Origin of the sequence: Mesorhizobium sp. CA10 (genome assembly GCF_020165285.1) — a bacterium.
In the GTDB taxonomy this organism is placed as follows: Bacteria; Pseudomonadota; Alphaproteobacteria; order Rhizobiales; family Rhizobiaceae; genus Mesorhizobium.
Genome location: NZ_JAIUHV010000010.1, coordinates 183,523 through 207,780, shown reverse-complemented (window position 1 = coordinate 207,780; position 24,258 = coordinate 183,523). Strand labels below are relative to the sequence as shown.

General features: G+C 63.6%; 31 protein-coding genes and 1 other RNA gene. 16 read left to right on the top strand and 16 right to left on the bottom strand.

Annotated elements, in window-relative coordinates:
• Positions 1-41 precede the first annotated feature (41 nt).
• The 3 genes from LB535_RS21305 (at position 42) to LB535_RS21295 (ending at position 2,773) form a co-directional block, all read left to right on the top strand.
• On the top strand, positions 42-1,064 hold the full coding sequence (locus LB535_RS21305; protein WP_095767261.1) for a MotA/TolQ/ExbB proton channel family protein: 1,023 nt from the start codon (positions 42-44) through the stop codon (positions 1,062-1,064).
• A 1-nt stretch (position 1,065) separates the two neighbouring features.
• The gene (locus LB535_RS21300) at positions 1,066-2,094 is read left to right on the top strand and encodes a peptidoglycan -binding protein (RefSeq protein WP_140841706.1); all 1,029 of its coding nucleotides are present in this window, start codon (positions 1,066-1,068) and stop codon (positions 2,092-2,094) included.
• 250 nt (positions 2,095-2,344) lie between these two features.
• Positions 2,345-2,773 (top strand): hypothetical protein, encoded by a 429-nt coding sequence (locus tag LB535_RS21295; protein WP_224633584.1) that lies wholly within the window; start codon positions 2,345-2,347, stop codon positions 2,771-2,773.
• Between the two features lie 91 nt (positions 2,774-2,864).
• On the opposite strand, the gene LB535_RS21290 is transcribed toward LB535_RS21295, so the two are convergent.
• Positions 2,865-3,218, bottom strand: a complete 354-nt coding sequence (locus tag LB535_RS21290; RefSeq protein ID WP_224633583.1) for a DUF1304 domain-containing protein — start codon at positions 3,216-3,218, stop codon at positions 2,865-2,867.
• A 144-nt stretch (positions 3,219-3,362) separates the two neighbouring features.
• Here LB535_RS21290 and LB535_RS21285 point away from each other — a divergent pair, with 144 nt between their 5' ends.
• Positions 3,363-4,847, top strand: coding sequence for a carboxypeptidase M32 (locus LB535_RS21285; RefSeq protein WP_224633582.1), 1,485 nt, complete (start codon positions 3,363-3,365; stop codon positions 4,845-4,847).
• A 33-nt stretch (positions 4,848-4,880) separates the two neighbouring features.
• Here LB535_RS21285 and LB535_RS21280 read toward each other — a convergent pair whose 3' ends face one another.
• Positions 4,881-6,683: an ABC transporter transmembrane domain-containing protein gene (locus LB535_RS21280; protein WP_224633581.1), complete on the bottom strand. Its 1,803-nt coding sequence runs from the start codon at positions 6,681-6,683 to the stop codon at positions 4,881-4,883.
• Positions 6,684-6,889: 206 nt separating this feature from the next.
• Between LB535_RS21280 and rpmE the strand changes: the two genes are divergently transcribed.
• On the top strand, positions 6,890-7,111 hold the full coding sequence (rpmE, locus tag LB535_RS21275) for a 50S ribosomal protein L31 (RefSeq protein ID WP_027166741.1): 222 nt from the start codon (positions 6,890-6,892) through the stop codon (positions 7,109-7,111).
• Positions 7,112-7,405: 294 nt separating this feature from the next.
• Here the strand turns inward: rpmE and LB535_RS21270 are convergent, their stop codons facing one another.
• Positions 7,406-8,047 (bottom strand): TetR/AcrR family transcriptional regulator, encoded by a 642-nt coding sequence (locus tag LB535_RS21270; RefSeq protein ID WP_224633580.1) that lies wholly within the window; start codon positions 8,045-8,047, stop codon positions 7,406-7,408.
• A gap of 132 nt (positions 8,048-8,179) precedes the next feature.
• Between LB535_RS21270 and LB535_RS21265 the strand changes: the two genes are divergently transcribed.
• The gene (locus LB535_RS21265) at positions 8,180-8,656 is read left to right on the top strand and encodes a DUF1772 domain-containing protein (RefSeq protein WP_224633579.1); all 477 of its coding nucleotides are present in this window, start codon (positions 8,180-8,182) and stop codon (positions 8,654-8,656) included.
• A gap of 57 nt (positions 8,657-8,713) precedes the next feature.
• Here LB535_RS21265 and LB535_RS21260 read toward each other — a convergent pair whose 3' ends face one another.
• The 3 genes from LB535_RS21260 to LB535_RS21250 form a co-directional block, all read right to left on the bottom strand.
• Positions 8,714-9,022: a SelT/SelW/SelH family protein gene (locus LB535_RS21260; protein ID WP_095767254.1), complete on the bottom strand. Its 309-nt coding sequence runs from the start codon at positions 9,020-9,022 to the stop codon at positions 8,714-8,716.
• An 18-nt stretch (positions 9,023-9,040) separates the two neighbouring features.
• Complete coding sequence (locus LB535_RS21255; RefSeq protein WP_224608798.1) at positions 9,041-9,790, bottom strand: YebC/PmpR family DNA-binding transcriptional regulator; 750 nt, start codon at positions 9,788-9,790, stop codon at positions 9,041-9,043.
• A gap of 200 nt (positions 9,791-9,990) precedes the next feature.
• The gene (locus LB535_RS21250) at positions 9,991-10,314 is read right to left on the bottom strand and encodes an ArsR/SmtB family transcription factor (protein WP_224633578.1); all 324 of its coding nucleotides are present in this window, start codon (positions 10,312-10,314) and stop codon (positions 9,991-9,993) included.
• Positions 10,315-10,365: 51 nt separating this feature from the next.
• Between LB535_RS21250 and LB535_RS21245 the strand changes: the two genes are divergently transcribed.
• The 4 genes from LB535_RS21245 to LB535_RS21230 are packed head-to-tail and all read left to right on the top strand — an operon-like array spanning position 10,366 to position 12,166.
• Entirely contained in the window at positions 10,366-10,848 is a 483-nt protein-coding gene (locus LB535_RS21245) for an SRPBCC domain-containing protein (protein WP_095767252.1), read from the top strand.
• Positions 10,849-10,892: 44 nt separating this feature from the next.
• Positions 10,893-11,285, top strand: coding sequence for a VOC family protein (locus LB535_RS21240; RefSeq protein WP_224633577.1), 393 nt, complete (start codon positions 10,893-10,895; stop codon positions 11,283-11,285).
• A 30-nt stretch (positions 11,286-11,315) separates the two neighbouring features.
• Positions 11,316-11,678: a hypothetical protein gene (locus LB535_RS21235; protein ID WP_224633576.1), complete on the top strand. Its 363-nt coding sequence runs from the start codon at positions 11,316-11,318 to the stop codon at positions 11,676-11,678.
• Positions 11,679-11,701: 23 nt separating this feature from the next.
• Positions 11,702-12,166 carry an SRPBCC family protein gene (locus LB535_RS21230; RefSeq protein WP_224633575.1) on the top strand — a complete coding sequence of 155 codons (465 nt, stop codon included), beginning with the start codon at positions 11,702-11,704 and terminating at the stop codon, positions 12,164-12,166.
• Between the two features lie 25 nt (positions 12,167-12,191).
• On the opposite strand, the gene LB535_RS21225 is transcribed toward LB535_RS21230, so the two are convergent.
• From LB535_RS21225 to ssrS, 6 genes are all read right to left on the bottom strand, one after another.
• A complete protein-coding gene (locus tag LB535_RS21225) occupies positions 12,192-12,959 on the bottom strand; it encodes a TerC family protein (RefSeq protein ID WP_095767249.1) in 768 nt (255 codons plus the stop codon).
• Between the two features lie 80 nt (positions 12,960-13,039).
• Positions 13,040-13,864: a YmdB family metallophosphoesterase gene (locus LB535_RS21220; RefSeq protein WP_095767248.1), complete on the bottom strand. Its 825-nt coding sequence runs from the start codon at positions 13,862-13,864 to the stop codon at positions 13,040-13,042.
• Positions 13,861-14,196, bottom strand: coding sequence for a helix-turn-helix domain-containing protein (locus LB535_RS21215; protein ID WP_224633574.1), 336 nt, complete (start codon positions 14,194-14,196; stop codon positions 13,861-13,863). Before LB535_RS21215 ends, LB535_RS21220 begins: the two co-directional genes overlap by 4 nt.
• A complete protein-coding gene (locus tag LB535_RS21210; RefSeq protein WP_263490871.1) occupies positions 14,174-14,332 on the bottom strand; it encodes a BrnT family toxin in 159 nt (52 codons plus the stop codon). Before LB535_RS21210 ends, LB535_RS21215 begins: the two co-directional genes overlap by 23 nt.
• Before the next feature lie 159 nt (positions 14,333-14,491).
• Positions 14,492-15,073 carry a 5-formyltetrahydrofolate cyclo-ligase gene (locus LB535_RS21205; RefSeq protein WP_224546703.1) on the bottom strand — a complete coding sequence of 194 codons (582 nt, stop codon included), beginning with the start codon at positions 15,071-15,073 and terminating at the stop codon, positions 14,492-14,494.
• Positions 15,074-15,214: 141 nt separating this feature from the next.
• Positions 15,215-15,370, bottom strand: a non-coding RNA gene (ssrS, locus tag LB535_RS21200) — 6S RNA.
• 161 nt (positions 15,371-15,531) lie between these two features.
• On the opposite strand from ssrS, the gene LB535_RS21195 reads away from it, so the two are divergent.
• The 6 genes from LB535_RS21195 (at position 15,532) to msrB (ending at position 19,259) form a co-directional block, all read left to right on the top strand.
• The gene (locus LB535_RS21195; protein WP_201412207.1) at positions 15,532-16,371 is read left to right on the top strand and encodes an AAA family ATPase; all 840 of its coding nucleotides are present in this window, start codon (positions 15,532-15,534) and stop codon (positions 16,369-16,371) included.
• A 78-nt stretch (positions 16,372-16,449) separates the two neighbouring features.
• A complete protein-coding gene (locus LB535_RS21190; protein WP_224546690.1) occupies positions 16,450-16,896 on the top strand; it encodes a GNAT family N-acetyltransferase in 447 nt (148 codons plus the stop codon).
• Positions 16,897-16,950: 54 nt separating this feature from the next.
• Positions 16,951-17,145, top strand: coding sequence for a type II toxin-antitoxin system HicA family toxin (locus LB535_RS21185; RefSeq protein WP_224633572.1), 195 nt, complete (start codon positions 16,951-16,953; stop codon positions 17,143-17,145).
• 10 nt (positions 17,146-17,155) lie between these two features.
• Entirely contained in the window at positions 17,156-17,560 is a 405-nt protein-coding gene (locus LB535_RS21180) for a type II toxin-antitoxin system HicB family antitoxin (protein ID WP_224633571.1), read from the top strand.
• 10 nt (positions 17,561-17,570) lie between these two features.
• Positions 17,571-18,761 carry a vWA domain-containing protein gene (locus tag LB535_RS21175; protein ID WP_224633570.1) on the top strand — a complete coding sequence of 397 codons (1,191 nt, stop codon included), beginning with the start codon at positions 17,571-17,573 and terminating at the stop codon, positions 18,759-18,761.
• 93 nt (positions 18,762-18,854) lie between these two features.
• Complete coding sequence (gene msrB / locus LB535_RS21170) at positions 18,855-19,259, top strand: peptide-methionine (R)-S-oxide reductase MsrB (protein WP_040991646.1); 405 nt, start codon at positions 18,855-18,857, stop codon at positions 19,257-19,259.
• A 62-nt stretch (positions 19,260-19,321) separates the two neighbouring features.
• Here the strand turns inward: msrB and LB535_RS21165 are convergent, their stop codons facing one another.
• From LB535_RS21165 to pyc, 4 genes are all read right to left on the bottom strand, one after another.
• Complete coding sequence (locus LB535_RS21165) at positions 19,322-19,618, bottom strand: hypothetical protein (RefSeq protein WP_224633569.1); 297 nt, start codon at positions 19,616-19,618, stop codon at positions 19,322-19,324.
• Positions 19,619-19,628: 10 nt separating this feature from the next.
• Positions 19,629-20,069 carry a hypothetical protein gene (locus tag LB535_RS21160; RefSeq protein ID WP_140841746.1) on the bottom strand — a complete coding sequence of 147 codons (441 nt, stop codon included), beginning with the start codon at positions 20,067-20,069 and terminating at the stop codon, positions 19,629-19,631.
• Between the two features lie 22 nt (positions 20,070-20,091).
• Positions 20,092-20,352 (bottom strand): DUF2312 domain-containing protein, encoded by a 261-nt coding sequence (locus LB535_RS21155; protein ID WP_095767239.1) that lies wholly within the window; start codon positions 20,350-20,352, stop codon positions 20,092-20,094.
• 358 nt (positions 20,353-20,710) lie between these two features.
• The gene (gene pyc, locus LB535_RS21150; protein ID WP_224633568.1) at positions 20,711-24,169 is read right to left on the bottom strand and encodes a pyruvate carboxylase; all 3,459 of its coding nucleotides are present in this window, start codon (positions 24,167-24,169) and stop codon (positions 20,711-20,713) included.
• Positions 24,170-24,258 lie beyond the last annotated feature (89 nt).

Sequence of the window (24,258 nt, the reverse complement as noted above, 5' to 3'; positions counted from 1 at the left end):
CGCGGCAATTCTGCGGCGGTGGCATCGGAAACGGGGCACGGATGGCTTTTCTCAGATCCTTCGGCAGGCGATCGGACGTCCTGGTCTATGATCCGCACAAGCTGTCGAGCCCGCAGGTCTTCCTGCTCACCATGGTGATCTTCCTGATCATCGTCGCTTTCATCGCCGCTATCCTCACCCGCCAGATCTCGACCGCCTTCTCCAGCAATCCGGGCCTCAACGGACTGATCGTCGGCGTGCTCGCGGTCGGCATCCTGCTTGCCTTCGCCCAGGTCGGGCGGCTGTTTCGCGAGGTGCGCTGGGTCAATTCCTTCCGCGCCGGCTCCGAAACCACCGAGCCAGTACTTTTGGCGCCGATGAAGGCGATGATCGGCCGCTCGTCGACGATCGCGTTTTCGACCTCGTCGATGCGCACGATGCTGGATTCCATCGCCACCCGGCTCGACGAGAGCCGCGACACCTCGCGCTATCTGGTCGGCCTGCTTGTGTTCCTCGGCCTGCTCGGCACCTTCTGGGGCCTGCTCAACACCATCGCCTCGATCCGCGAGACGATCGAGGCGCTGGACCCGGGCACCGGCGATGCCGCCGCCGTGCTCGACGCGCTCAAGCAAGGCCTGTCGGCGCCGCTTGCCGGCATGGGCACCGCGTTCTCGTCCTCGCTGTTCGGCCTTTCCGGCTCGCTGGTGCTCGGCTTCCTCGACCTGCAGGCCGGCCGCGCCCAGACCCGCTTCTACACCGAGCTTGAGAACTGGCTGTCCTCGGTCACCGATCTGTCGTCGGACATCGTCGTGTCCGAGACGTCGAAAGCAGCCGAATCCTCCGAGGACATCCGGCTCTTGTCGGAGCGGCTGCGCAGCCTGCAGGAGAACGGCGGCGGCTCCAATCCGCGCGTCGCCACCGCCATGGCCAATCTTGCCGACGGCATCTCGGGGCTGGTGAAGAACATGCGCTCCGAGCAGCAGATCATGCGCGACTGGGTCGAAGCCCAGTCCGACGAGCAGAAGGCCATGCGCAACACGCTGGAAAAGATCGCCGACGCGCTGAAGAAGCAAGGGGTCCACTGACGTGGCGCTGGCAAGACGGCGCGCCGACCGCCGCATCGACTATTGGCCGGGCTTCGTCGACGCTTTGTCGACGCTGCTGCTGGCGATCATGTTCCTGCTTACCGTCTTCGTGCTGGCGCAGTTCCTGCTCAGCCGCGAGATCTCCGGCAAGGACGCGGTGCTGAACCGCCTCAACTCGCAGATCAACGAGCTGACCCAGCTGCTCGCCCTGGAACGCACGAACAGCCAGGACAAGGAGGATTCGCTCGCCAACCTGCAGGCGTCGCTGTCGGCGGCGCAAGCCGAAAAGAGCCGCCTCGAACAACTGCTGGCGCAGGGCGCCGGCGCCGGCGACGCGGCCAACAAACGAGCGGACCAGCTTTCGGGCGAGCTCAGCAACCAGCGCCAGATCAGCCAGCAGGCGTTGAGCCAGGTCGAGATCCTCAACCAGCAGATCGCGGCGCTGCGCAAGCAGATCGGCGCGCTGGAAGACGCGCTCAACGTCTCCGAGCAGCGCGACCGCGACTCCAACACCAAGATCGCCGATCTCGGCCGCCGCCTGAACGTCGCGCTGGCGCAGCGCGTGCAGGAGCTCAACCGCTATCGTTCCGACTTCTTCGGCCGGCTGCGCGAGATCCTCGCCGACCGCGAGAACATCCGTATCGTCGGCGACCGCTTCGTCTTCCAGTCGGAGGTGCTGTTCCCGACCGGCTCCGACGTGATCAACGACGCCGGCAAGGTCGAGATGAAGAAGCTCGCCGACGCCATCATCGAATTGCAGAAGGAAATCCCGCCCGAGATCAGCTGGGTGCTGCGCGTCGACGGCCATACCGACAACAAGCCGTTGTCCGGCACCGGCCGCTATCGCGACAATTGGGAATTGTCGACCGCCCGCGCCACCTCGGTGGTGAAGTTCCTGATCGAGAACGGCGTGCCGGCCAACCGGCTGGTGGCCGCCGGCTTCGGCGAGTTCCAGCCGCTTGATCCCGCCGACACTGATGAGGCGCGCAGCAAGAACCGCCGCATTGAACTGAAGCTCACCGAACGGTGAGCTATTATCACGCCAAGTCACGGGAAGTTGTTCGTCGGCTGAATACTTAGAGCGCCAAGTCGCCGCGACAAGCGCCGAAAACATTATCTTTTTTTAATTACACATCGCAAATCGACGCACCTAACTTGCCGCGCAGGGCCGGGGTCCGCCGGCGATGCCTCGCATCGCGACGCGACGGAACCGGACGGCCCGTAAGGTCGGAAGACGAAGCGGCGCGGCCGCTCTCTTCCTGGTAGGAGGATGCGCCGCCATGCGCGTTTCAACATCTCTCAAGACTGCAACCATCGCTGCGGTTCTGATCGCGGCTCCGCTCGCCGGCGCCTATGCGGCCGGACATCACAGGGGCGGCGCCCTGGACACACCCGATCCGACCGTTATGACCGGACCACGCGTGACGAGCCTGATCGAGCAGATCCAGGGCGTGAACCAGGGCATCACCGACGCCCGCGAAGCGAACAGCATCTCGGCCTCGGAAGCGCGGCACCTGCATATGCGCGCCGCGCATATCAGCCAGGCCGCGGAACATGTCGCGGCTTCGGATCACGGCAGGATACCGTCCGCGCAATACCATGAGCTGCTGCGCAGGCTCGACGATGTCGACCAGAGACTGATGAACGACACCGGCAGCAGCTTCATGATGGGCGACGGTTCAGACGGCGGGAATTACCCGAACGGCTAGAGCATTTGCTCCGATCTCAGAGGAAGGGACGACCTGGCGCCCGCGGGACCTGGCCCCGAGGGCGCCCTTTTTCGATCGCGCCCTGCTTCGATTACAGGCCGAGCCAAAGCGCGATGATGGCGAGCACCGCCGGCCCCGTCTGGATGAACAGGATCTTGCGGCTGACGGTCGCGGCGCCGTAGAGGCCGGCGATGGCGACGCAGAGCAGGAAGAACATCTTGATCTGGAACCCGCCGGCGCCGAGATAGAGGCCCCAGATCAGGCCCGCGGCGAGAAAGCCGTTATAGAGGCCTTGGTTGGCGGCAAGCACCTTCGAGGCGCTGGCGAATTCCGGCGTCAGCCTGAACGCCTTGCGGCCGCGCGGCGTATCCCACAGCACCATCTCCAGATAGACGATATAGCAGTGGATCAGCGCCACCAGCCCGACCAGGATATCGCCGACCATTGTCCCCTCCGTCCTTCGGACAAGCATTGACTACACGTCGACGCCGCCGCGCAAGATAGGCTGACCCTGGATCGCCAACCAGGGTTGCCAAGCTTCGCGCCTTGGTATCTTTTCGCGCCAGCCCCTTTGCAGCCGGAACCCGCCATGTCCTTCCAGAAACTCGACCAACTCGGCCACAAGCTCGAAGCGCTGGAGCATGCCTTGGCGATCCTCGGCGCCGACGAAGCAACGCATATGGCGGTCGGCGGCGGCGAGAAGCGCGCCGAGGCGATGTCCTCGCTTGCCGGCATGCTGCACCGCCAGGCCACAGCGCCCGAAATCGGCGACTGGATTTCAGCGGCCGAAGCCGAGCCGCTCGGCGAAGAGCAGCAGGCGGCGGTGCGAGAACTGCGCCGCCAATACACCAATCTCACCTGTCTGCCGGTCGAATTCGTCGAGCGCCAGACGGTGGCGCGCATGCGCTCCGAGCAGCTTTGGCGCGACCTGCGCGCCAAGAACGACTGGGCGGGCTTCCTGCCGGCGCTGGAAGGCGTCGTGACCCTGGTGCGCGAGGAAGCGGCGCTGCGCGCCGACGCGCTCGGCCTCGCCCCTTATGACGCGCTGATGGAACAGTACGATCCCGGCAACCGCGCCGCCGACATCACGCCGGTGTTTGCCGAGCTGAAGGCCTTCCTACGCGACTTCCTGCCGCATGCGCTGGCCGTGCAGGATGCCCGGCTGGCGAAGCACCCGCTGAAGCCGCTCTCCGGTAGCTATGCCGTCGAGCGCCAGCGCGAGCTCGGCCTTGCCATGATGGCTGCCGTCGGCTTCGACCTGACCCACGGCTCGCTGTCGGTATCGCATCATCCCTTCTGCGGCGGCGTGCCGACCGACGTGCGCATCACCACCCGATACAAGACCTCCGACTTCCTGTCGGCGCTGATGGGCGTGCTGCACGAGACCGGCCACGCCCTCTACGAGCAGAACCTGCCGAAAACCTGGTCACATTGGCCGCTCGGCAAAGCACGCGGCATGGCCGTGCATGAGAGCCAAAGCCTGTTTGTCGAAAAGCAGATCGGCCGCAACCCGGCCTTCTGGCGCTGGGCGCTGCCGGTGGTCGAGAAACATCTCGGCGAAGCCTGGTCGATCGACGACATCCTGCCGCATGTCCACCATGTCGAGCGCGGCCTGATCCGCGTGGACGCCGACGAAGTCACCTATCCGCTGCATGTCATCCTGCGCTACGAACTCGAACAGGAGCTCGTGTCCGGCCACCTGGAGGTCGCCGACCTGCCCCAGGCCTGGGATGCCAAGATGCGCGATTATCTCGGGCTCTCGACCATCGATAATCCGGCTGACGGCCCGATGCAGGACGTGCATTGGCCGGGTGCCGCCTTCGGCTATTTCCCCTCCTATACGCTGGGCGCCATGATGGCCGCGCAGCAATGGGCGGCTCTGACAAGGGAGCATCCGTCCGCCGACCAGGATCTCGCCAAGGGCGATTTCACCGCCATCAACGAGTGGCGTCGCGCAAAGATCTGGTCGCAGGGCTCGCGCTGGTCGACGCCGGACCTGCTCGAACGCGCCACCGGCGAGAAGCTCAACGCTGCTTACTTCACCGAGCACTTGAGCAGGCGCTACGGCAACTGACCCGCGGGTCGAAACCAGCTGAGTGCGGCGTGCTTACTCCGCCGCGCCCTTGAAGGCGCTGGCTCCGGTCTCGAACTGCAGCTTGGCGAGCCGCGTGTAGATGCCGCCCTTGGCGACCAGGCTCTGATGCGTGCCTTCCTCGACGATGCGCCCGCCGTCCATGACCAGGATGCGATCGGCCTTGAGCACGGTCGCCAGCCGGTGCGCGATGACGATGGTGGTGCGGCCGCGCATCAGCCGCTCCAGCGCTCTTTGCACCAGCGTCTCGCTCTCGGCGTCCAGCGCCGAGGTCGCTTCGTCGAGCAGAAGGATTGGCGCGTCGCGCAGGATGGCGCGGGCTATCGCGATGCGCTGGCGCTGCCCGCCGGACAGCGTCACGCCGCGCTCGCCGACCTGGCTGTCATAGCCCTTGTCGAGCCTAGCGATGAATTCGTCGGCAAGCGCTGCCTTGGCCGCGGCCTCGATCTCGGCACCGCTGGCGCCCTGCCTGCCGAAGCCGATATTGTCGCGGACGCTCGCCGCGAAGATGGTCACGTCCTGCGGCACGATCGCGGTGCGTTGGCGGATCGCGGCCGGATCGGCCTCGCGCACGTCGACGCCGTCGATGACGACGCGGCCGGTCTCGGGATCGTAGAAGCGCAGGATCAGTGAGAAGACGGTGCTTTTTCCCGCACCCGAAGGCCCGACGATCGCCACCGTCTCGCCTGGCTTCACCTGGAAGCTCAGGCCATGCACCGCGGCGCGGTCCGGCCGCGCCGGATAGGAGAAGGACACGTTGTCGAAGCTGATCGCGCCTTTGGCCGTTGCCGGCAAGGGAAGCGGATCGACCGGCGGCCGGATCGCCGGCGTCTCTGCCAGGATCTCCGTCAGCCGCTCGGCGGCGCCCGCTGCCTGCGACAGCTCGCTCCAGACCTCCGACAGCGCGCCGAGCGCGCCGGCGGCAAACACCGAATAGAGCAGGAACTGGCCGAGCGTGCCCGGCGACAGCGTGCCGGCAAGCACGTCGCGCGAACCGAACCACAGCACCGCGACTACCGAGGAGAAGATCATGAAGATGGCGAAGAAGGTGAGGAATGAGCGCGCGAACACCGATGCGCGCGCCGCCTCGAAGGCGGCGTCGACAGCGTCCGCAAAACGGCCGGTGACGAGCTTTTCGTTGGTGAAGGCCTGCAGCGTGCGCACTGCGCCGATCTGCTCGCTGGCATAGGCGGTGGCCTCGGCGAGCGTGTCCTGCGCTTGCCGGGACTTGCGCCGCACCGAGCGGCCGAAGGCGACCAGCGGCAGCACGATCACCGGAATGGCTGCAATGACCAGGCCGGAAAGTTTCGGACTGGTGACCACCATCATCGCCACCGCGCCGAGGCCGAGAATGAGATTGCGCAACGCGACCGAAGCGGTTGCGCCGACCGCCGACTTCACCTGCGTGGTGTCGGCGGCAAGCCGCGACACGATCTCGCCCGAATGCGCGCGATCGAAAAACGCCGGCGACAGCGTGGTGACATGCGAAAAGACGTCGCGGCGAATGTCGGCCACGACCCGCTCGCCGAGCGTGATGACGAAATAGTAGCGGCTGGCCGAAGCGGCAGCCAGCAAAGCCGCCATCAGAACCAGCGCCGCGAAATATTCCGCGATGAAGGTGGAGCTAGCGGCCTGGAAACCATGGTCGATCATGCGCCGCACGGCCATCGGCAGGGCAAGCGTCGTCACTGCCGCCACGATCAGCGAGATGACGGCGCCCATTACCAGCTTCCGGTAGCGGGTAACGTACGGAAAGAGGCTGCGGAGCGGCCGGACCGAGCGTCTGCGCTCGCTTGCGCTGCCACCGATTTCCGCCATGAGCGTTTCCTCTGGCCGCTTGGCGAGACCGCGCTTCAATATGCGCCCGCCGCGGCCTTGTGATTCAATTCCGGCTGATGTATAGGCTCGCCGACCGTTTTAGAAGCCGTGGCTTTTCATTAGCTGCGGCTTCGAGTTTTAAAAAGGGGCGCATCGACGCAGGCCTTCAGGCCCGTTGCCAGCGCCGGCAGCCAGGAAACACGACAATGAAGGCCGATATCCATCCCGACTACCACACCATCAAGGTCGTCATGACCGATGGCACCGAATACCAGACCCGTTCGACCTGGGGCAAGGAAGGCGATACGATGAACCTCGACATCGACCCGACCACGCACCCGGCCTGGACCGGCGGCCAGCAGACCCTGCTCGACCGCGGCGGCCGCCTGTCGAAGTTCAAGAAGCGTTTCGAGGGTTTCGGCCTCTAAGCCGGATACATCGGCAGATTTCGAGAAACCCGCCTTCGAGGCGGGTTTTTTGTTGCCAGTTTCGTTCTTCTCCCCGTTCTACGGGAGGTGCCCGAAGGGCGGATGAGGGGCAGCGCCGGCGCTTGAAAGTTCAAGGTTCCTCGCCCCACGAAGTGGGGAGAGGTGGCTCGGCGAAGCCGAGACGGAGAGGGGAGCGCCCTACGAAGGCCCCCGCTCCGTCCGCTTCGCGGACACCTCTCGCCCGCCCCTGGCGGGGGCGAGGAACCCAAGTCTTGCGACGCTGCGGAACCGTTCCTACTCGCCCACCAGCTCTCTCAGCGCCATGCGCTTGTAGGCCTCAACCAGCCTGTCGCCCTCGTCCCGCTCGACCGAGATAGCCAGCCGCACCGCGGCCTCGCCCATCTGCCAGACGAGAAACGCGGCCGTCTCTAATTCGATCGGATCGGCATCGGGGCGAATCCGCTTCAGCACCGCGAGCAGGAAATCGGCATTGGCGCGACTGTCGGCGAGCTCCAGTTCGCGCAGCGCCTTGTCGGCTTGCGTGCCCGACCAGATGTCGCGCATCACCGGCTCGGCCAGGAACAGCCGGTAATAGATATCGACCAGCTCCGAAAACGCCTGCCTAAGACCGTGCTTGTCGCCGACATCCTTCAGCGCCGTGGAAATGCAGGCCTGGCTTTCGGCCGTGTAGCGCTCGGCCAGCGCCCAGACGATCGCCCGCTTGTCCGGGAAGAACTGGTAGAGCGAGCCAATCGACACCCCCGCCCGTTCCGCCACCTCGCCCATGCGCATCGCATCGCTGCCTTGCTCGGCAATCAAGGCCGAGGCGGCGGCAAGCATGCGCTCGACCCGCTCGCGGCTGCGCTGCTGGCTCGGCGACCGGCGCGGCGAAGCGATGTCTGCCTGTTTTGGCCTCGCGGCGGTTTTCTCATCCATGGCTCTCTCTCCTTGGGCGATTTCTCGGAAACCGGCTTGACTCACAAAATACGAGGGTTTATCACGTTTTGCAAATGTGAGGATTACTCGCATTTTGAAATCGAGCAAAACCCGGCATCTGGAGCAACTGAGATGATGAAACTTCTTCCAACCCTCACCTTTGTCGCCGCGATCGGCTCCGGCGTCGTCGGCGGCGTCTTCTTCGCCTTCTCGAATTTCGTCATGGCAGCACTTGCCCGGCTGCCCGTCCCAAGCGGCATCGCCGCGATGAATTCGATCAACGTCACTGTGATCACGCCGACCTTCATGACGGCGCTGTTCGGCACCGGCCTCATCTGCCTCGTGCTGATTGCCGGCGTTTTCTTCGGCTGGAGCCAGTCCGGCTCCTACTGGCTGCTTGCCGGTGCCGTGATCTATTTCGTCGGCAATCCGATCGTGACCATGGTCTTCAACGTGCCGCTCAATGAAGCCTTAGCCGCCGTCGATCCTGCCAGCGCCAACGGCGCCGCCGTGTGGGCAAACCACCTGAACGAGTGGGTGATGTGGAATCACGTCCGCACCGTCACCGCGATAGTCGCGATGGCTTGCTTCATCATGGCATTGATCTGAAAAACGGCAGCCCGCGAATGCAACCCCGAAGGTTGCGTCCAACTTTCGGGAAGTTCATCAGGCGGGGTCTTTTTTGCGATCCTTGCGATCGGCGTGGCCGAGGTCGCGGTCGGGATCGATGACATCGCGAACCAGTTGCTTGAGCTTTGCCGCGTCCGGAAAACCGCCGTCGCGCTTGCGCTCCCAGACAAGCACGTCATTGCAGGAAATGGTGAAGATGCCGCCGGTGCCCGGCACAAGCGTCACTTCGCCGAGATCGGTGCCGAAGGTCGAGAGCAGCTCCTGCGCCATCCAGCCGGCCCGCAACAGCCACTGGCACTGCGTGCAATAGGTGATGCGGATGACGGGCAGCGGCTTCTCGCTCATATCGTATCGCGTGGCCGGTCAGGCCGCGCTGAGCTTGGCCATCGTCTCGTCGTCGACCTCGAAATTGGCGTAGACGCTCTGCACGTCGTCATCGTCCTCGAGGGTGGCGACCAGCTTCATCAGCGACTGCGCCCGCTCTTCGTCGACCGGGACGTTGTTCTGCGGCTGCCAGATCGGCTTCACCGATTCCGCCTCGCCAAGGGCAGCCTCGAGCGACTTCGAAACGTCGCCGAGATTCTCGAAGGCGCAATAGATGGTGTGGCCTTCCTCGTCCGATTCCACGTCATCGGCGCCGGCCTCGATCGCGGCTTCCATCACCTTGTCGGCGCTGCCGGCCGAGGCCGGGTAATAGATCTCGCCGACGCGGTTCCACATGAACGACACCGAGCCGGTTTCACCGAGCGCTCCGCCGGCCTTGGTGAAGGCGGCGCGCACATTGGAGGCCGAGCGGTTGCGGTTGTCGGTCAGCACTTCCACGATCAGCGCCACGCCGCCGGGGCCGTAGCCTTCGTAGCGCACCGCCTCGTAGTTCTCGCCGTCGCCCGTGGACGCCTTGTTGATGGCACGCTGGATGTTATCCTTCGGCATCGACACCGCCTTGGCGTTCTGCACGGCCAGGCGAAGCCGCGGATTCATCGATACATCGGGCGTCCCGGCCTTGGCGGCGACGGTGATCTCGCGCGCCAGCTTGGAAAACATTTTCGACCGCACCGCGTCCTGGCGGCCCTTGCGGTGCATGATATTCTTGAACTGCGAATGGCCAGCCATGGCACCCCTGTCGTGTTCGGCTAGAGCACCGCGGCGCGCGAGACCGCTCGCCATCCGCAAAATGCTCGAATTCAAATTTTCAGAACGCCCCGGGCATGCCTGCGAAGGCGCGCGGCGCTCTTTGGCGGAATGGCCGGCTTATAGATAAATCGGCTCAATTCGTCCAGACGCACCGTCATGCCAACGCCGAAGAGGGCGGTTCACCCCTCCAGATCGGACTTCAGCCGATCGAGAATGCTGATGGCGTGGCCGGCATACTGGCTGATCCAGCGGTCGTGAATCTGTTTGATCGGCAAGGCATTGAGGTGGTTCCAGCGTTCGCGTCCCTCGCGCCTCGCCACCACCAGATCGGCCTCCTCCAAGACTTTCAGGTGCATCATCACCGTGCAGCGGTCCATATCCGGGAAAGCCTCGCACAGCGCGCCGGTGGTCTGCGGCTGATCCTTCAGGCGATCCAGCAATTCGCGCCGGCGCGGATGCGCCAAGGCCTTGAAAACATGGTCGTCGGAGGTTTGACTTGACATGTTATATTTCTATAACATATCGTTTCAAGCAGCAAGGAAGGAGCTGTGGATATGGCCCTTGGTTTCAGGATTTCCGGACGCATCGGCAAACCGGTCGCCGAGGTCTTCGACGCGGTCGTCAATCCGACAAAGCTCAGCGGCTATTTCACCACAATCGGCGGCGCCTCGGCTCCGCTTGTCACCGGCACCACCGTCACCTGGTGGAAGTCCGTGCCGGTGGAGGTCGACGAGGTAACCAAGGACAAGCGCATCGTGCTGCGCTGGGACGCCACCGATGACGATGGAAAGCCCGCCTACAAGACCCGCATCGAGATGAATTTCGAGCCGCTTGAGGACGGCGGCACTTTCGTCACCATCGCTGAAGAAGGTTGGCACGAAGGCGAGGCCGGCCTGAAGAAATCCTACCTCAACTGCGAGGGCTGGTCGCAGATGCTGGCCTGTATGAAGGCCTATCTCGAATATGGCATCAATCTGCGCGACGGCTATTACCGCAGCGAGCTGCGCGGCGAGCCGGCCAACGAGACCAACATCTGAGGCCGACATTCAGGTCCCGATATTCGGCAGGAGGAGGTCGCCCGATGACGAAAGCAACGCCATTCCTGATGTTCGAGGGAAAGGCCGAGGAGGCCGTGACGCTCTATTGCGAGACCATTCCGGAGAGCCGTGTGCTCGACATCACGCGCTATGGCTCGGGCGAGGACGGGGCGGAAGGAACGCTCAAGCTGGCGCGCGCATTGATCGGCGGCGTCGAGGTCAGGATCTACAACAGCCCCGTCCACCACGCCTTTACCTTCACGCCGTCCTTTTCCTTCTTTGTCGACTGCTCGTCGGAAGAGGAGCTCGAGCGGATCGTCGGCGTTCTCTCCGTGGGTGGCGGCTTCCTGATGCCGACCGGCAATTACGGCTTCAGCCAGCGTTTCGCTTGGCTCAACGACCGCTTCGGCGTCTCCTGGCAGATCAACCTGCCGTAACGGCATCCAACGCAATCAAGAGGATCGGCAATGGACACCGAGATCACCGGCGGCATCAACATCGCCATGAAGGTGCCCTCGCACCAATACGAGGCAACGATCGCCTTCTATCGCGACGTCATCGGCCTGAAGCCGTTCACCGCCAAGGCGCCGGCGGTCGGCTTCGAGCTCGGTCCCAATCGCCTCTGGATCGACGAGGCGCCGATGATGAGCCAGGCCGAAATCTGGCTGGAGCTTTTCACACCGAACTTCAAGAGCGCGGCTTCGCATCTTGCCAGGGCCGGTGTCGTGCGCTGCGACGCAATAGAACCTCTGAGTGAAGGCTTTCGTGGCGGCTGGATCACCAACCCGGCCAACATCATTCACCTGGTGCGGGAGCCGGACGCGTGGTGAATCCTGCCGGAAAGGAGAACCGTATGGAGCTCAGAGAATCTCCCATCGCCGAAACCGCCATGCTGATCCGTCGGCCGGTCGCCGAGGTGTTCGAAGCGATCGTCGATCCGGCGGTCACCACGAAATTCTGGTTTACGCATTCCAGCGGTCGCCTGAATGAGGGCAAGCTGGTCGAATGGGAATGGCGCATGTATGGCGTCTCGACCAAGGTCGAGGTGAGCGAGATCGTCCCCAACGAGAAGATCGTCATGCAGTGGAGCGATCCGCCGACCACCGTCGTCTGGGCATTCACCGAGATGCCGGATGAAGCGACCTTCCTCGAAATCCGCAACTTCGGCTTCGCCGGTTCCGCCGACGAACAGGTCAAGCAGGCGGTCGAATCCACCGGCGGCTTCGCGCTGGTGCTTGCCGGCGCCAAGGCCTGGCTAGAACAGGGCCTGACGCTCGGCCTGATCGGCGACCGTCACCCGAAGGGTGTTTCGGCCTAGCGGCTCGCCGGCGTGGTGGCGAGCCTCAGTGCCCCTCGCCCGACCCCTGCCTCTTACGCCGTCGCGCCAGCATGTTGAGGCCTTCGACCAGCGCGGAAAACCCCATGGCGGCGTAGATGTATCCCTTGGGCACATGATAGCCCATGCCGTCGGCGATCAGCGTCATGCCGATCATCAAAAGGAAGCCGAGCGCCAGCATAACGATAGAGGGGTTCCTGGCGATGAAATTGGCAAGCGGCGTCGCCGCCAGCATCATCGCGCTCACCGCCACGATTACCGCGATATACATGATGGCGATCTCGTCGGTCATGCCGACGGCAGTGATGATGGAATCGATCGAGAACACGAGGTCGAGCAGGAGGATCTGGAAGATCGCTCCGGCAAGGCTCATCTGCAGCGTGCCGCCGACCATCGTGTCCTGATGATCCTGCGGGTCGACCGTGTGATGGATTTCCTTGGTCGCCTTCCAGACCAGGAACAGGCCGCCGGCGATCAGGATCAGGTCGCGCCAGGAAAAGCCGTGGCCGAGGGCGGTGAACACTGGCGTCGTCAATTGCACGATGATCGAGATCGTGGCGAGCAGGATCAGTCGCATGATCAGCGCCGCCGAAATGCCCAGCCGGCGTGCGCGGGCGCGCTGCGCCTCCGGCAGCTTGTTGGTCAGGATCGAGATGAAGATCAGATTGTCGATGCCGAGCACAATCTCGAGCACCACCAGCGTCAAAAGCGCGACCCAAGCAGTCGGATCGGAAACAAAATGAAAGTGCGGCGCCAGAAATTCGACAAGCTGCATGAAGGTCGTCCCCTCTACGATCTAGAGCAGTTTTCGCGGGTTTCGTCGCCAGTTAGGTATTGATCTCGCTTATATCAATGTCACGACCAGAAGGACGGCGCCGTCTCTTCCAGCCGCGGCCCGCGACGAAACGGCGCGATTTTCTCGGCAAGCCCGGTGCGGTCGGAAATATCGACGCCGACGCCGCAGAGCGTCGCGGGTCCTGAGGACGCCTCGAAACGGCCCTTCGGTACCTTGGAAAGGAACCGGTTCAGCGGTTCTTCCTTGTCCATGCCGAGCGAGGAATCATAGTCGCCGCACATGCCGGCGTCCGAAATATAGGCGGTGCCGCCATTGAGGATCTGATGGTCGGCGGTCGGCTGATGCGTATGCGTGCCGACCACCAGGCTGGCGCGGCCGTCGACGAAATGCGCGAAGCACATCTTCTCCGAGGTCGCCTCGGCGTGGAAATCGATGATGGCCGCATCGGCCTGCTCGCCGAGCGGGCAGGCGGCAAGCTCACGCTCGCCGGCCTGGAAAGGGTCGTCGAGCTCGGGATGCATGAAGACGCGGCCCATGATGTTGGCGACCAGCACGCGCGCGCCATTGCGGGCGATATAGACGCCCGAGCCGCGGCCAGGCGTGCCCCTCGGGAAATTGGAGGGACGCAGGAAGCGCTCCTCGCGCGGCGCGAAGATCAGCGCATCGCGCTGGTCCCAGACATGATTGCCGGTGGTGACGACATCCGCGCCGGCCGCGAGCGTCTCGCGAAAGATCTCTTCGGTGATGCCGAACCCGCCGGCCGCGTTCTCGCCATTGACGATGACGAAGTCCAGCTTGAAGTCGGAAATCAGCCCCGGCAGCTGTTCCCAGACTGCCGTGCGTCCCGTTTTGCCAACCATGTCGCCGAGAAAGAGAAGTCTCATGCGGCGCTGCGCGTACCGAGCGCCCGCGACACCGTATCCGGCTCCTTGGCGATGACCTGCAAATAGGCCTGTGCCGCCTGGTCCGGCTCTGTTCTGCCCTGCTCCCAGTCTCTAAGCGTGCCGAGCGGAATGCGATAGCGGACGGAAAATTCCTCCTGGGTAAGATGCAAGGCCCGGCGGATCACTTTGACACGGGCAACAGATGCCACTCCCGGCCGATCCGTACTGAGCGGTGGATTGTCCTTATCCGCCAGGGCGCCAGCCTCCGCCTCCGCGTCGCTCATGCTGCGCAGACGCTCCCAATCGGATTCAGTCCCTGCGTGCTTGGTCATATGCTTTCTGCTCATGGCGCGTCGCCTTTCTGGCGGAGATCAGTCTTATTCGGTCGCCGCGTTCAGTGTAAACCACCGTCAGCACCAATCCATTGATGATTCCGATGCCAATGAAGCGCTCCTCTTCGTAATCCATGGAGCGATCCGAATAATGCAGAGCATGGATGTCGTTTGGCATCCGCAAATGCCACACCGTGCTTGGCAAGATTGCTCGTCGCCTTCTGGTCGTCCCATTCGAATTCAAGCATGCCAGCCTACTGGAATTCAGTAGTATTTGCCCAGGAGGGCGCCCGCGTTAAGTCGTGAACCGGCGCAACCCGCTCTCGGTCAGTATTTCCGGAATGATGACGTCATGGTTCTCATCCGGCACCCGCTCGACTTCCTGGCAATCGAAGGCGATGCCGATCAGCCTCGGCGTGATGCCCTTGTCGGCCAGCCTGGCAATGGCGCGGTCGTAATAGCCGGCGCCGTAGCCGATACGATGGCCGCGGCCGTCGAAGGCGGCGAGCGGCACCAGCATGAGCGTCGGGTCGAGCACTTCCGCCTCTTCATGCGGCCCGACCGTGCCGAATCCCATCTCGACCATCGGCGCGCCGCGCACCAGCTCGCGAAAGACGATCGTGGTCTTGTCGAGGATCGCCGGCAGGCAGAGCCTTGCGCCCTTCTCGCGCAGCGCGAACATCAGCGGCCGCACATCGACCTCGGAGCGCATCGGCCAGAAGCCGGAGACGACCCGGCCGGGCTCGAAGTCGATTTTTTCCTTCGCGGTCTCGGCCATTTCGAGCGCGATCTCGACGCGCCAGAACTCGTCGAGCGCATCGCGGCGCGCCAGCGCCTCCTTGCGAAGCTGTTTTTTCAGGTCTTTGGAAGGTGACATGCGCCGACGCTAGAAAAGGTCAGATTTGGATGGAGATTTAGGAGCGACGCTTTCCAGCGCAATTCGAGGAAAAGTGCGCAGCGGTTTTCCTCGAACTGCGTCAAAACAGAGAAGACGCTTGTCTCCCGAAAAACAGGAGAGCGACGATCCACGCAACCGGTGGAGAGGTCGATCCCGGGTGCCTACAAAGTAGGTGGGCGCCGTGTGAGAAAACCCACGGGTCTTCCCAGGGACAGCTCCCTAAGGATCGATAAGGCCCCGGGGATAAGTTTCTCCTGCCGGGAAGCGCAGACCGCCGTCGACAAATATAGGCCGATGATTAGCCGTGCGCCAGAGAAACGGGTCACCATTTGCGCATAATTCGTCTTGCGGACCGTCCCGATGGGAAGCTGTCCGGCAACCGCCCTTGCGCGGCCCGTCCAGCCTCCTTACGGTCCGCCGCACGGACAGGAGAAAAGATGCGTTTCGAAGGCACTGCGGCCTATGTCGCCGACAAGGATCTGATGGTTGCGGTCAATGCCGCGATCGCGCTGGAGCGGCCCTTGCTGGTCAAGGGCGAGCCCGGCACCGGCAAGACCGAGCTTGCCCGCCAGGTGGCTTCGGCGCTCGGGCTGGAGTTCATCGAATGGAACGTCAAATCGACCACCAAGGCGCAACAGGGCCTCTACGAATATGACGCCGTCTCGCGGCTGCGCGACAGCCAACTCGGCGACGAGCGCTTCAACGACATCGCCAATTACATCAAGCGCGGCAAGCTGTGGGATGCCTTCGCTGCGCAGAAAAAAGTCGTGCTTTTGATCGACGAAATCGACAAGGCCGACATCGAATTCCCCAACGACCTCCTGCAGGAGCTCGATCGGATGGAGTTCTTCGTCTACGAGACCGGCGAGACGATCCGCGCCGAGTTCCGGCCTATCGTCATCATCACCTCGAACAACGAGAAGGAACTGCCGGACGCCTTCCTGCGCCGCTGCTTCTTCCACTATATCCGCTTCCCCGACATCGACACGCTGCACCGGATCGTCGAGGTGCATTACCCCGGCATCAAGCAGAATTTGGTGCGGGCGGCACTAACCCAGTTCTACGAGATCCGCGACGTGCCGGGCCTGAAGAAGAAGCCCTCGACCTCCGAAGCGCTCGACTGGATCCGCCTTTTGGTCGCCGACGACATCGCGCCCGAGGACCTGCGCGCCGATCCCAAGAACATGCTGCCGAAGCTGCACGGCGCGCTGCTCAAGAACGAGCAGGACGTGCACCTGTTCGAGCGCCTGGCCTTCATGGCCAGACGGCAGCAATAGCGCTTTCTCCGGCTGTGGACCGTTGCCGGCAATCGGTCGCTGCCGCAGCTTCGGACCGAAAGCACTGGAGGAGAAAAGATGTCCGAGATCGCCATTCGCCCGTTCGCGCAGTCCGACAACGCCGACTGGCGGCGCTTGTGGACTGCCTACCTCACCTTCTACGAGACCAAGCTGCCGGACGAGGTCTACGACGTCACCTGGAAGCGTTTGTTCACGGCAGGCGAATTCGAGCCGAAAGGTTTCATCGCCACGTTCGACGGCAAAGCGGTTGGGCTGACCCACTACCTCTACCATCGCTCCTGCTGGTCACTGGTCAACAACTGCTACCTGCAGGATCTGTTCGCCGATCCGGAGGTGCGCGGCAAAGGCGTGGGCGCGGCGCTGATCAAAGCGGTGCGGGACGAGGCCGGCAAGATCGGCGTCAAGAATGTCTACTGGATGACGCACGAGACCAACGCCACGGCGCGCCGGCTCTACGACCATGTGGCAAGGCGGACCGGATTCATCGAATATGATCTCTTATGAGTGGTCGCCGGTTGAAACCGTCATTGTTGCGCAATATATTGCGCATTGAGTGACATGCCGCTGATCGAAACCAACACGCGCAAGATCATAGCGAGGCTGTTGCGCGACGGCTGGGCGAATATAGGCGGCGGCAAGCACGATAAATACGAGCATCCGGAAAAGCCGGATGTCACGATTGTCGTTCCGCGGCACCGCGAGCAGTCTCCAGGCGTTGCACGTTCGATCGCCAAGCTCGCTGGATGGATTTGAGGTCTGATCCATGACGCACTATGTCGGAATCCTGGATGGCGCTGACGACGTCTGGGGAGTCCGAGTCCCCGATCTTCCAGGCTGCCATGGCGGCGGTGCCAGCCCCGAGGAGGCGATTGCCGATGCAACATCGGCGGTTCGCGAATGGGCTGAAACCCGGTTGGCAAAGCACGCCCCGCTGCCTGAAGCGCGAACGGTGGCGGACCTGTTACGATCAAGTGAGATCGATAGCGCCGCAGGCGAATCTGCCGTCATGATCCCGCTGCTGATCGACTCCGGTCGACCAGTCCGGGCAAATCTGTCCTTGGACGCGGGTCTGCTTGCGGCGATCGACGCCGAAGCCAGCCGCCGAGGCCTGACGCGCTCAGCCTTCATTGCAAGTGCTGCTCGTGAGAAGATCGAGGGGCACCGATAGCAGTCCGGCGATGTTCATCCCCTTCTTCCTAGAACTGAAGGCCGCGCGGGTTCCTGTTTCGCTCAGGGAATATCTGTCGCTGCTGGAAGGGCTGGAAGCGGGGCTGGTCGACTATGACGTCGAGGCTTTCTACTACCTCGCGCGCTCGGCCCTGGTGAAGGATGAGCGTCATATCGATCGTTTCGACCAGGTCTTCGCGCATGTCTTCAAGGGTGTCGAGGCGCTCGGCAGCCCCGATGCCGTCGATATCGCCAACATCCCCGAGGAATGGCTGCGCCGTTTGGCGGAAAAGCACCTGACCGAGGAGGAAAAGAAGCTGGTCGAAGCGCTGGGCGGTTTCGACAGACTGATGGAGACCCTGAAGCAGCGCCTCGAGGAGCAAAAGGGGCGCCACCAGGGCGGTTCGAAATGGATCGGCACCGGCGGCACCTCGCCCTTCGGCGCCTATGGCTACAACCCCGAAGGGGTTCGCATCGGCCAGCATGAAAGCCGGCATCGCCGCGCGGTGAAGGTCTGGGACAAGCGCGAATTCCGGAACTTCGACGACACCGTCGAGCTCGGCACCCGCAACATCAAGGTGGCGCTGAAGCGGCTGCGCCGCTGGGTGCGCGAGGGCGCCGAGGAGGAGTTCGACCTGCCCGGCACCATCCACGCCACCGCCGAGCACGGCTATCTCGACGTCAAGACCCGGCCCGAGCGGCGCAATGCCGTGAAGCTTCTGATGTTCTTCGACGTCGGCGGCTCGATGGATGACCATATACGCGGCGTCGAGGAACTGTTTTCCGCCGCGCGCGCCGAGTTCCGCCAGCTCGAGTATTTCTACTTCCACAATTGCCTTTACGAGCGCGTCTGGAAGGACAATCGCCGGCGGCTGGCCGAGACGATCCCGACCTTCGACCTCATTCACAAATACGGGCCGGACTACAAGGTGATCGTTGTCGGCGACGCCTCGATGAGCCCTTACGAGATCGCCCATCCGGGCGGCTCGATCGAGCACTGGAATCCCGAGGCCGGAAGTGTGTGGCTGGCCCGCCTGCTGCAGCAATGGCCGAACGCGATATGGCTCAATCCCGAAGCTGAGAAGAACTGGCGCTACACGCACTCGATCCAGTTGATCAGCGACATCTTCGACGGCCGCATGTTCCCGCTGACATTGGCCGGGCTTGAAGCTGCGACCAGGCAGTTGTCGCGCAAGCACTAGCTCGCTTTCACTGGAAGCACCTGTAACAAGGGCCTATGTTTGGGCGAATATCCGTTGCAAGCAACAACGAGCCGCCAAGGCCGAGGAGATTTCATGGACACCCACGCCTATCCCGTCACCCGCACCGATGCCGAGTGGCGCGCCCGGCTGACCCCGGAGCAATATGCCGTGATGCGCAATCACGGCACCGAGCGCCCCGGCAGCTGCGCCCTGCTCTACGAAAAGCGTGCCGGCACCTTCTATTGCGTCGGCTGCGACCAGCCGCTGTTCGAATCCAAGCTGAAGTTCGAGAGCGGCACCGGCTGGCCGAGCTTCAACGATCCGGTCCCGGGCTCGATCGAGACCACCGTCGACCGCAGCTACGGCATGGTCCGCACCGAATGCCATTGCGCTCGCTGCGGCAGCCATCTCGGCCATGTCTTCGAGGACGGCCCGCCGCCGACCGGCCTGCGCTACTGCATCAATGGCGTGGCGCTGCGCTTCGAGCCTGCGGCCTGACCGGGGCTTCCAGTCTTCGCAAAGGGCGGCCTCGGCCGCCCTTTTTCATGCTCCATCCGGCTCTACACAACGACCGTTGTGATCAGCCAGAGCGCGGAACCGAGCATCATCAGCTGCGCCTTGAAACCCCCGGCCTTCTCCGCGGTCCGCCAGACAGCGACCGTCAGGAAGATGGTGTAGGGAACAGGGAGGAAATGCACCGCCAGCACCAGCCAGAGCGGCAGCTTCAACCCGAGCAGGACCAGCGCCAGCACCGAAGAGGCGATGCTCAGAATGGTACCGACCAGCAGCATATCGCGCCAGAACAGCCGTTCGAGCGGAATCTGGCCTCTCCAGCGCGAACGGAAAAAATCCCTCATCGCCCGCGACCTATCGCTGCCCGAGAATTTCGGTCACGGCTTCTTCGAAGCGTGAGCATTCCCGCACCAGCCAGTCGCTCATGGCCGGCCAATTGTCCTCGGCGTAGCAGTTCACCCGCCACATCGAGTTGATGCCGAGACCTTCGCAGCTCTGCTCGGGCCTGAGCTTCAGTCTGGCCTCGATCGCCGGCTGGAACGGCTTCAACCGCGACCAGGACTCCGTGGCGCCGAACTTCTCGTTGCGCCCGAAGAAGACGCCGACATGGTTCTGCGCCGGCGCGACATACATCGAAAGAACCAAAGCGAAATCCGGCAGCCCGCGCTGCCAGAACCATGGCCCGCGCCGAGCGAGCCTTTGCCTTTCTTGCGGGTGCCGTTCGGCGAACAGCGCCCAGAAGCCGCGGTGGCGGAACTCCGAGGCGCGACGGCCGCCGAAGTCGAATTCGTTCATGGCCGGCCTCCGGCCATGGGGCTTACGCCATGCCGAGAGCGGCCTTGTAGAGGTCGAGGATGGACTCCTCTTCCTGGCGCTCGGCCTGGTCCTTCTTGCGCAGCCGCACGATGGTGCGGATCGCCTTGGTGTCGAAGCCGGTGCCCTTGGCTTCGGCATAGACATCCTTGATGTCGTCGGAGATCGTCTTCTTCTCTTCCTCGAGCCGCTCGATGCGCTCGATGATGGTGCGCAGCTGGCCGGCTGCTACAGTCTGGCTGGTCTCGGTGATTTCGTCGGCCATTTTTTCTCCGCGTCTTCTGGAGCAGTGGCGATTCCCGCCACGGCAAATTGGAGCGGGTTCACTGCCCGAGCGGGCGCGGCGGGTCAAGACACTTGTCGAGCACCTGTGGACGGCTGGGCACATCTAAAGGTGTGCCGAGATTCAGGTCAGGCCGAGTCGGAGTCGAAGACGGGCGCGAAGCGACCAAACAAGGCGGATTCCGAGAACCGGCCTACGCCGGCCGTAGCCTTCATAGAGCGGAGACACCTATAGGGCTTCGGCCGGCGAAGGCCGGAGCGGAGCGTACTTAAGTACGTGAGCACCGGAAGCGCAGGAAGCCGGCGTTTGCAGTCCGGCCTCACCTGAATATCGGCACACCTTATTTGAATGCGATCAACAGATCCTTCGCGTCGATCTGATCGCCGGCCTTCACCAGCACCTCGGCGATCTCGCCGTCGCGTTCGGCATGCAGCGCGGTTTCCATCTTCATCGCCTCGATCGAAAGCAGCACGTCGCCCGCCTTGACCGCCTGTCCGGGCGCGACGGCAAGCGCCGATACGACGCCGGGCATCGGCGCGCCGACATGCCCCTCATTGCCGGGTTCGGCCTTGCGGCGCGCCTTGGCGGCGGAAGCGCCATGCGCCCTGTCCGGCACCTTGACGCGGCGTGGCTGGCCGTTGAGCTCGAAGAACACGGTGACCATGCCCTTGTCGTCGACCTCGCCGAACGCCTGGCAGCGCACCACCAGCGTCTTGCCCTTCTCGATGTCGAGGAAGATCTCGTCTTCCGACTTCATGCCGTAGAAATAGGTCGGCGTCGGCAGCACGCTCACCGGCCCATAGGTCTCCTGCGCCGCGGCGAAGTCGGTGAACACCTTGGGATACATCAGCCAGGAGGCGAATTCATACTCGGAGAGCTTGCGGTCGAGCTTGCCCTCGATGTCCTTGCGGCTGGCCTTGAGGTCGGCGGGCTTTAGCAGCGAGCCCGGTCGAACCGTAATCGGCTTCTCGCCCTTCAGCGCCTTCTTCTGCAGCGCAGCCGGCCAGCCGCCAGGCGACTGGCCGAGATCGCCGCGCAGCATCGACACCACCGAATCCGGGAAGGCGATGTCCTTGGCCGGATTCTCGACATCGGCGACGGTCAGATCCTGGCTGACCATCATCAGCGCCATGTCGCCGACCACCTTGGACGAGGGTGTCACCTTGACGATGTCGCCGAACATCAGGTTGACGTCGTGATAGGCCTGCGCGACCTCATGCCAGCGCGTCTCGAGCCCGAGCGAGCGCGCCTGTTCCTTGAGGTTGGTGAACTGGCCGCCCGGCATTTCGTGCAGGTAGACTTCCGAGGCAGGTCCCTTGAGATCGCTCTCGAAGGCGGCGTACTGGTTGCGCACCGCTTCCCAGTAGAAGGAAATGCGGCGGATCCATTGCGGATCGAGACCGGGATCGCGCTCGGTGCCCTTCAGCGCCTCGACGATCGAACCGAGGCAGGGCTGCGAGGTGTTGCCGGAGAAGGAATCCATCGCTGCGTCGATAGCGTCGGCGCCGCTCTCCACCGCCGCCAGCACGGTCGCCGCCGACAGCCCTGACGTGTCGTGCGTGTGGAAATGGATCGGCAGGTCGGTCGCTTCGCGCAGCGCCTTGAACAGCACGCGCGCCGCGGCCGGCTTCAACAGGCCGGCCATATCCTTGACGGCGATGATATGCGCGCCGGCCGCCTCCAGCTCCTTGGCCAGCCCGACATAGTATTTCAAATCGTACTTCGCCCGCGCCGGATCGAGGACGTCACCGGTGTAGCACATCGCCGCTTCTACCAGCTTGCCCTCAGCGCCGACCGCGTCCATGGCGACGCGCATGTTCTCGACCCAGTTAAGGCAGTCGAAGACGCGGAACAGATCGACACCGCCGGCCGCCGCTTGGCGGACGAAATGCTGGACGACATTGTCGGGATAGTTGGTGTAGCCGACGCCGTTGGCGCCGCGCAAAAGCATCTGCAGCAGAAGATTGGGCGCCGCCTCGCGCACTTTGCTCAGCCGCTCCCACGGGTCCTCGGTGAGGAAGCGCATGGCGACGTCGAACGTCGCGCCGCCCCAGCATTCCAGCGAGAGCAATTGCGGCAGCGCCCGCGCATAGGTGCCGGCGATGCCGGCGATGTCATAGGTGCGCATGCGCGTGGCGAGCAGCGACTGGTGGCCGTCGCGCATCGTCGTGTCGGTGACCAGCACCTGGCGCTCTCCGCGCATCCAGGCCGCGAATTTCTCCGGGCCTAGCGCATCGAGCCTCTGCTTGCTGCCGTCCGGAATATGGCCGTTGAGATAGGGCACGACGGGTGCGGCCGCATTCGCCTTCGGCATCGGCCGGCCGCGCGTCTCCGGATGGCCGTTGACGCTGACATCGGCGAGGTAATTGAGCAGCTTGGTGGCGCGGTCCTGCCGCTTCACCTGCTCGAACAGCTCCGGCGTCGTGTCGATGAATCTGGTCGTGTAGGAATTGTCGGCGAAGCGCGGGTGGTTGATGATCGCTTCGAGGAAGGTGAGGTTGGTCGCGACGCCGCGGATGCGGAACTCGCGCAGCGCCCGGTTCATGCGCGAGATCGCCTCGCCGGGCGTCGGCGCCCAGGCCGTCACCTTTTCGAGCAGCGGATCGTAGAAGCGGGTGATGACCGCGCCCGAATAGGCGGTGCCGCCGTCGAGCCGGATGCCGAAGCCGGCCGCCTCGCGATAGGCGGTGATGCGGCCATAATCCGGAATGAAATTGTGCTCCGGATCCTCGGTGGTGATGCGGCACTGCAGCGCGTGGCCGTTCAGCCTGATGTCCTTCTGCGCCGGCACGCCCGACTGCTTCGTGCCGATGGCGAAGCCGTCGAGGATGTGGATCTGCGCCTTGACGATGTCGATGCCGGTCACTTGCTCGGTGACGGTGTGCTCGACCTGGATGCGCGGATTGACCTCGATGAAGTAGAACTTGCCGGTGTCGGCGTCCTGCAGGAACTCGACCGTGCCGGCGCCGATATAGCTGGTCTCGCGCGCGATCTTGAGCGCATAGCCGCAAAGCTCCTGGCGCAGCTCCTCGCTGAGATAGGGTGCCGGCGCGCGCTCCACGACCTTCTGGTTGCGGCGCTGGATCGAGCAGTCGCGCTCGAACAGATGCACGGCATTGCCATGCGTGTCGCCCAGCACCTGCACCTCGACATGGCGGGCGCGCTCGATCAGCTTTTCGAGATAGACCTCGTCCTTGCCGAAGGCGGCTTTGGCCTCGCGCTTGCCTTCCATCACCTCGCGCGCGAGGTCGGCCTCGGCGCGGATGGCGCGCATGCCGCGGCCGCCGCCGCCCCACGAGGCCTTGAGCATCACCGGATAGCCTATTTGCGCGGCGAGCTTCTTGACCTCGTCCATGTCGTCCGGCAGCGGATCGGTTGCCGGAACGACCGGGACGCCGACTTCAATCGCCAGGTTGCGCGCGGCGACCTTGTTGCCGAGCCGGCGCATCGTTTCCGGCTTCGGGCCGATGAAGGTGACGCCGGCCTCGGCGCAGGCCTCGGCGAATTCCGGGCTTTCCGACAGCAGGCCGTAGCCGGGATGGATGGCGTCGGCGCCCGACAGCCTGGCGACCCGGATCACCTCCTCGATCGACAGATAGCTCTCGATCGGACCCATGTCCTTGGCCAGATGCGGTCCGCGGCCGACCTGATAGCTCTCGTCGGCTTTGAAGCGATGCAGCGAATATTTGTCCTCCTCTGCCCAGATCGCCACGGTTTTGAGGCCGAGCTCGTTGGCCGCGCGGAACACGCGGATGGCGATTTCGGACCGGTTGGCGACGAGGATCTTCGTGATGGCCAAGGAGTAGGCTCCAGCAGCGGAAGGGAGATGAACCGGCGCAATGATTAACGTGAAAATGCTGCAGCGCAAACAAATTTGCGCGACAGCTA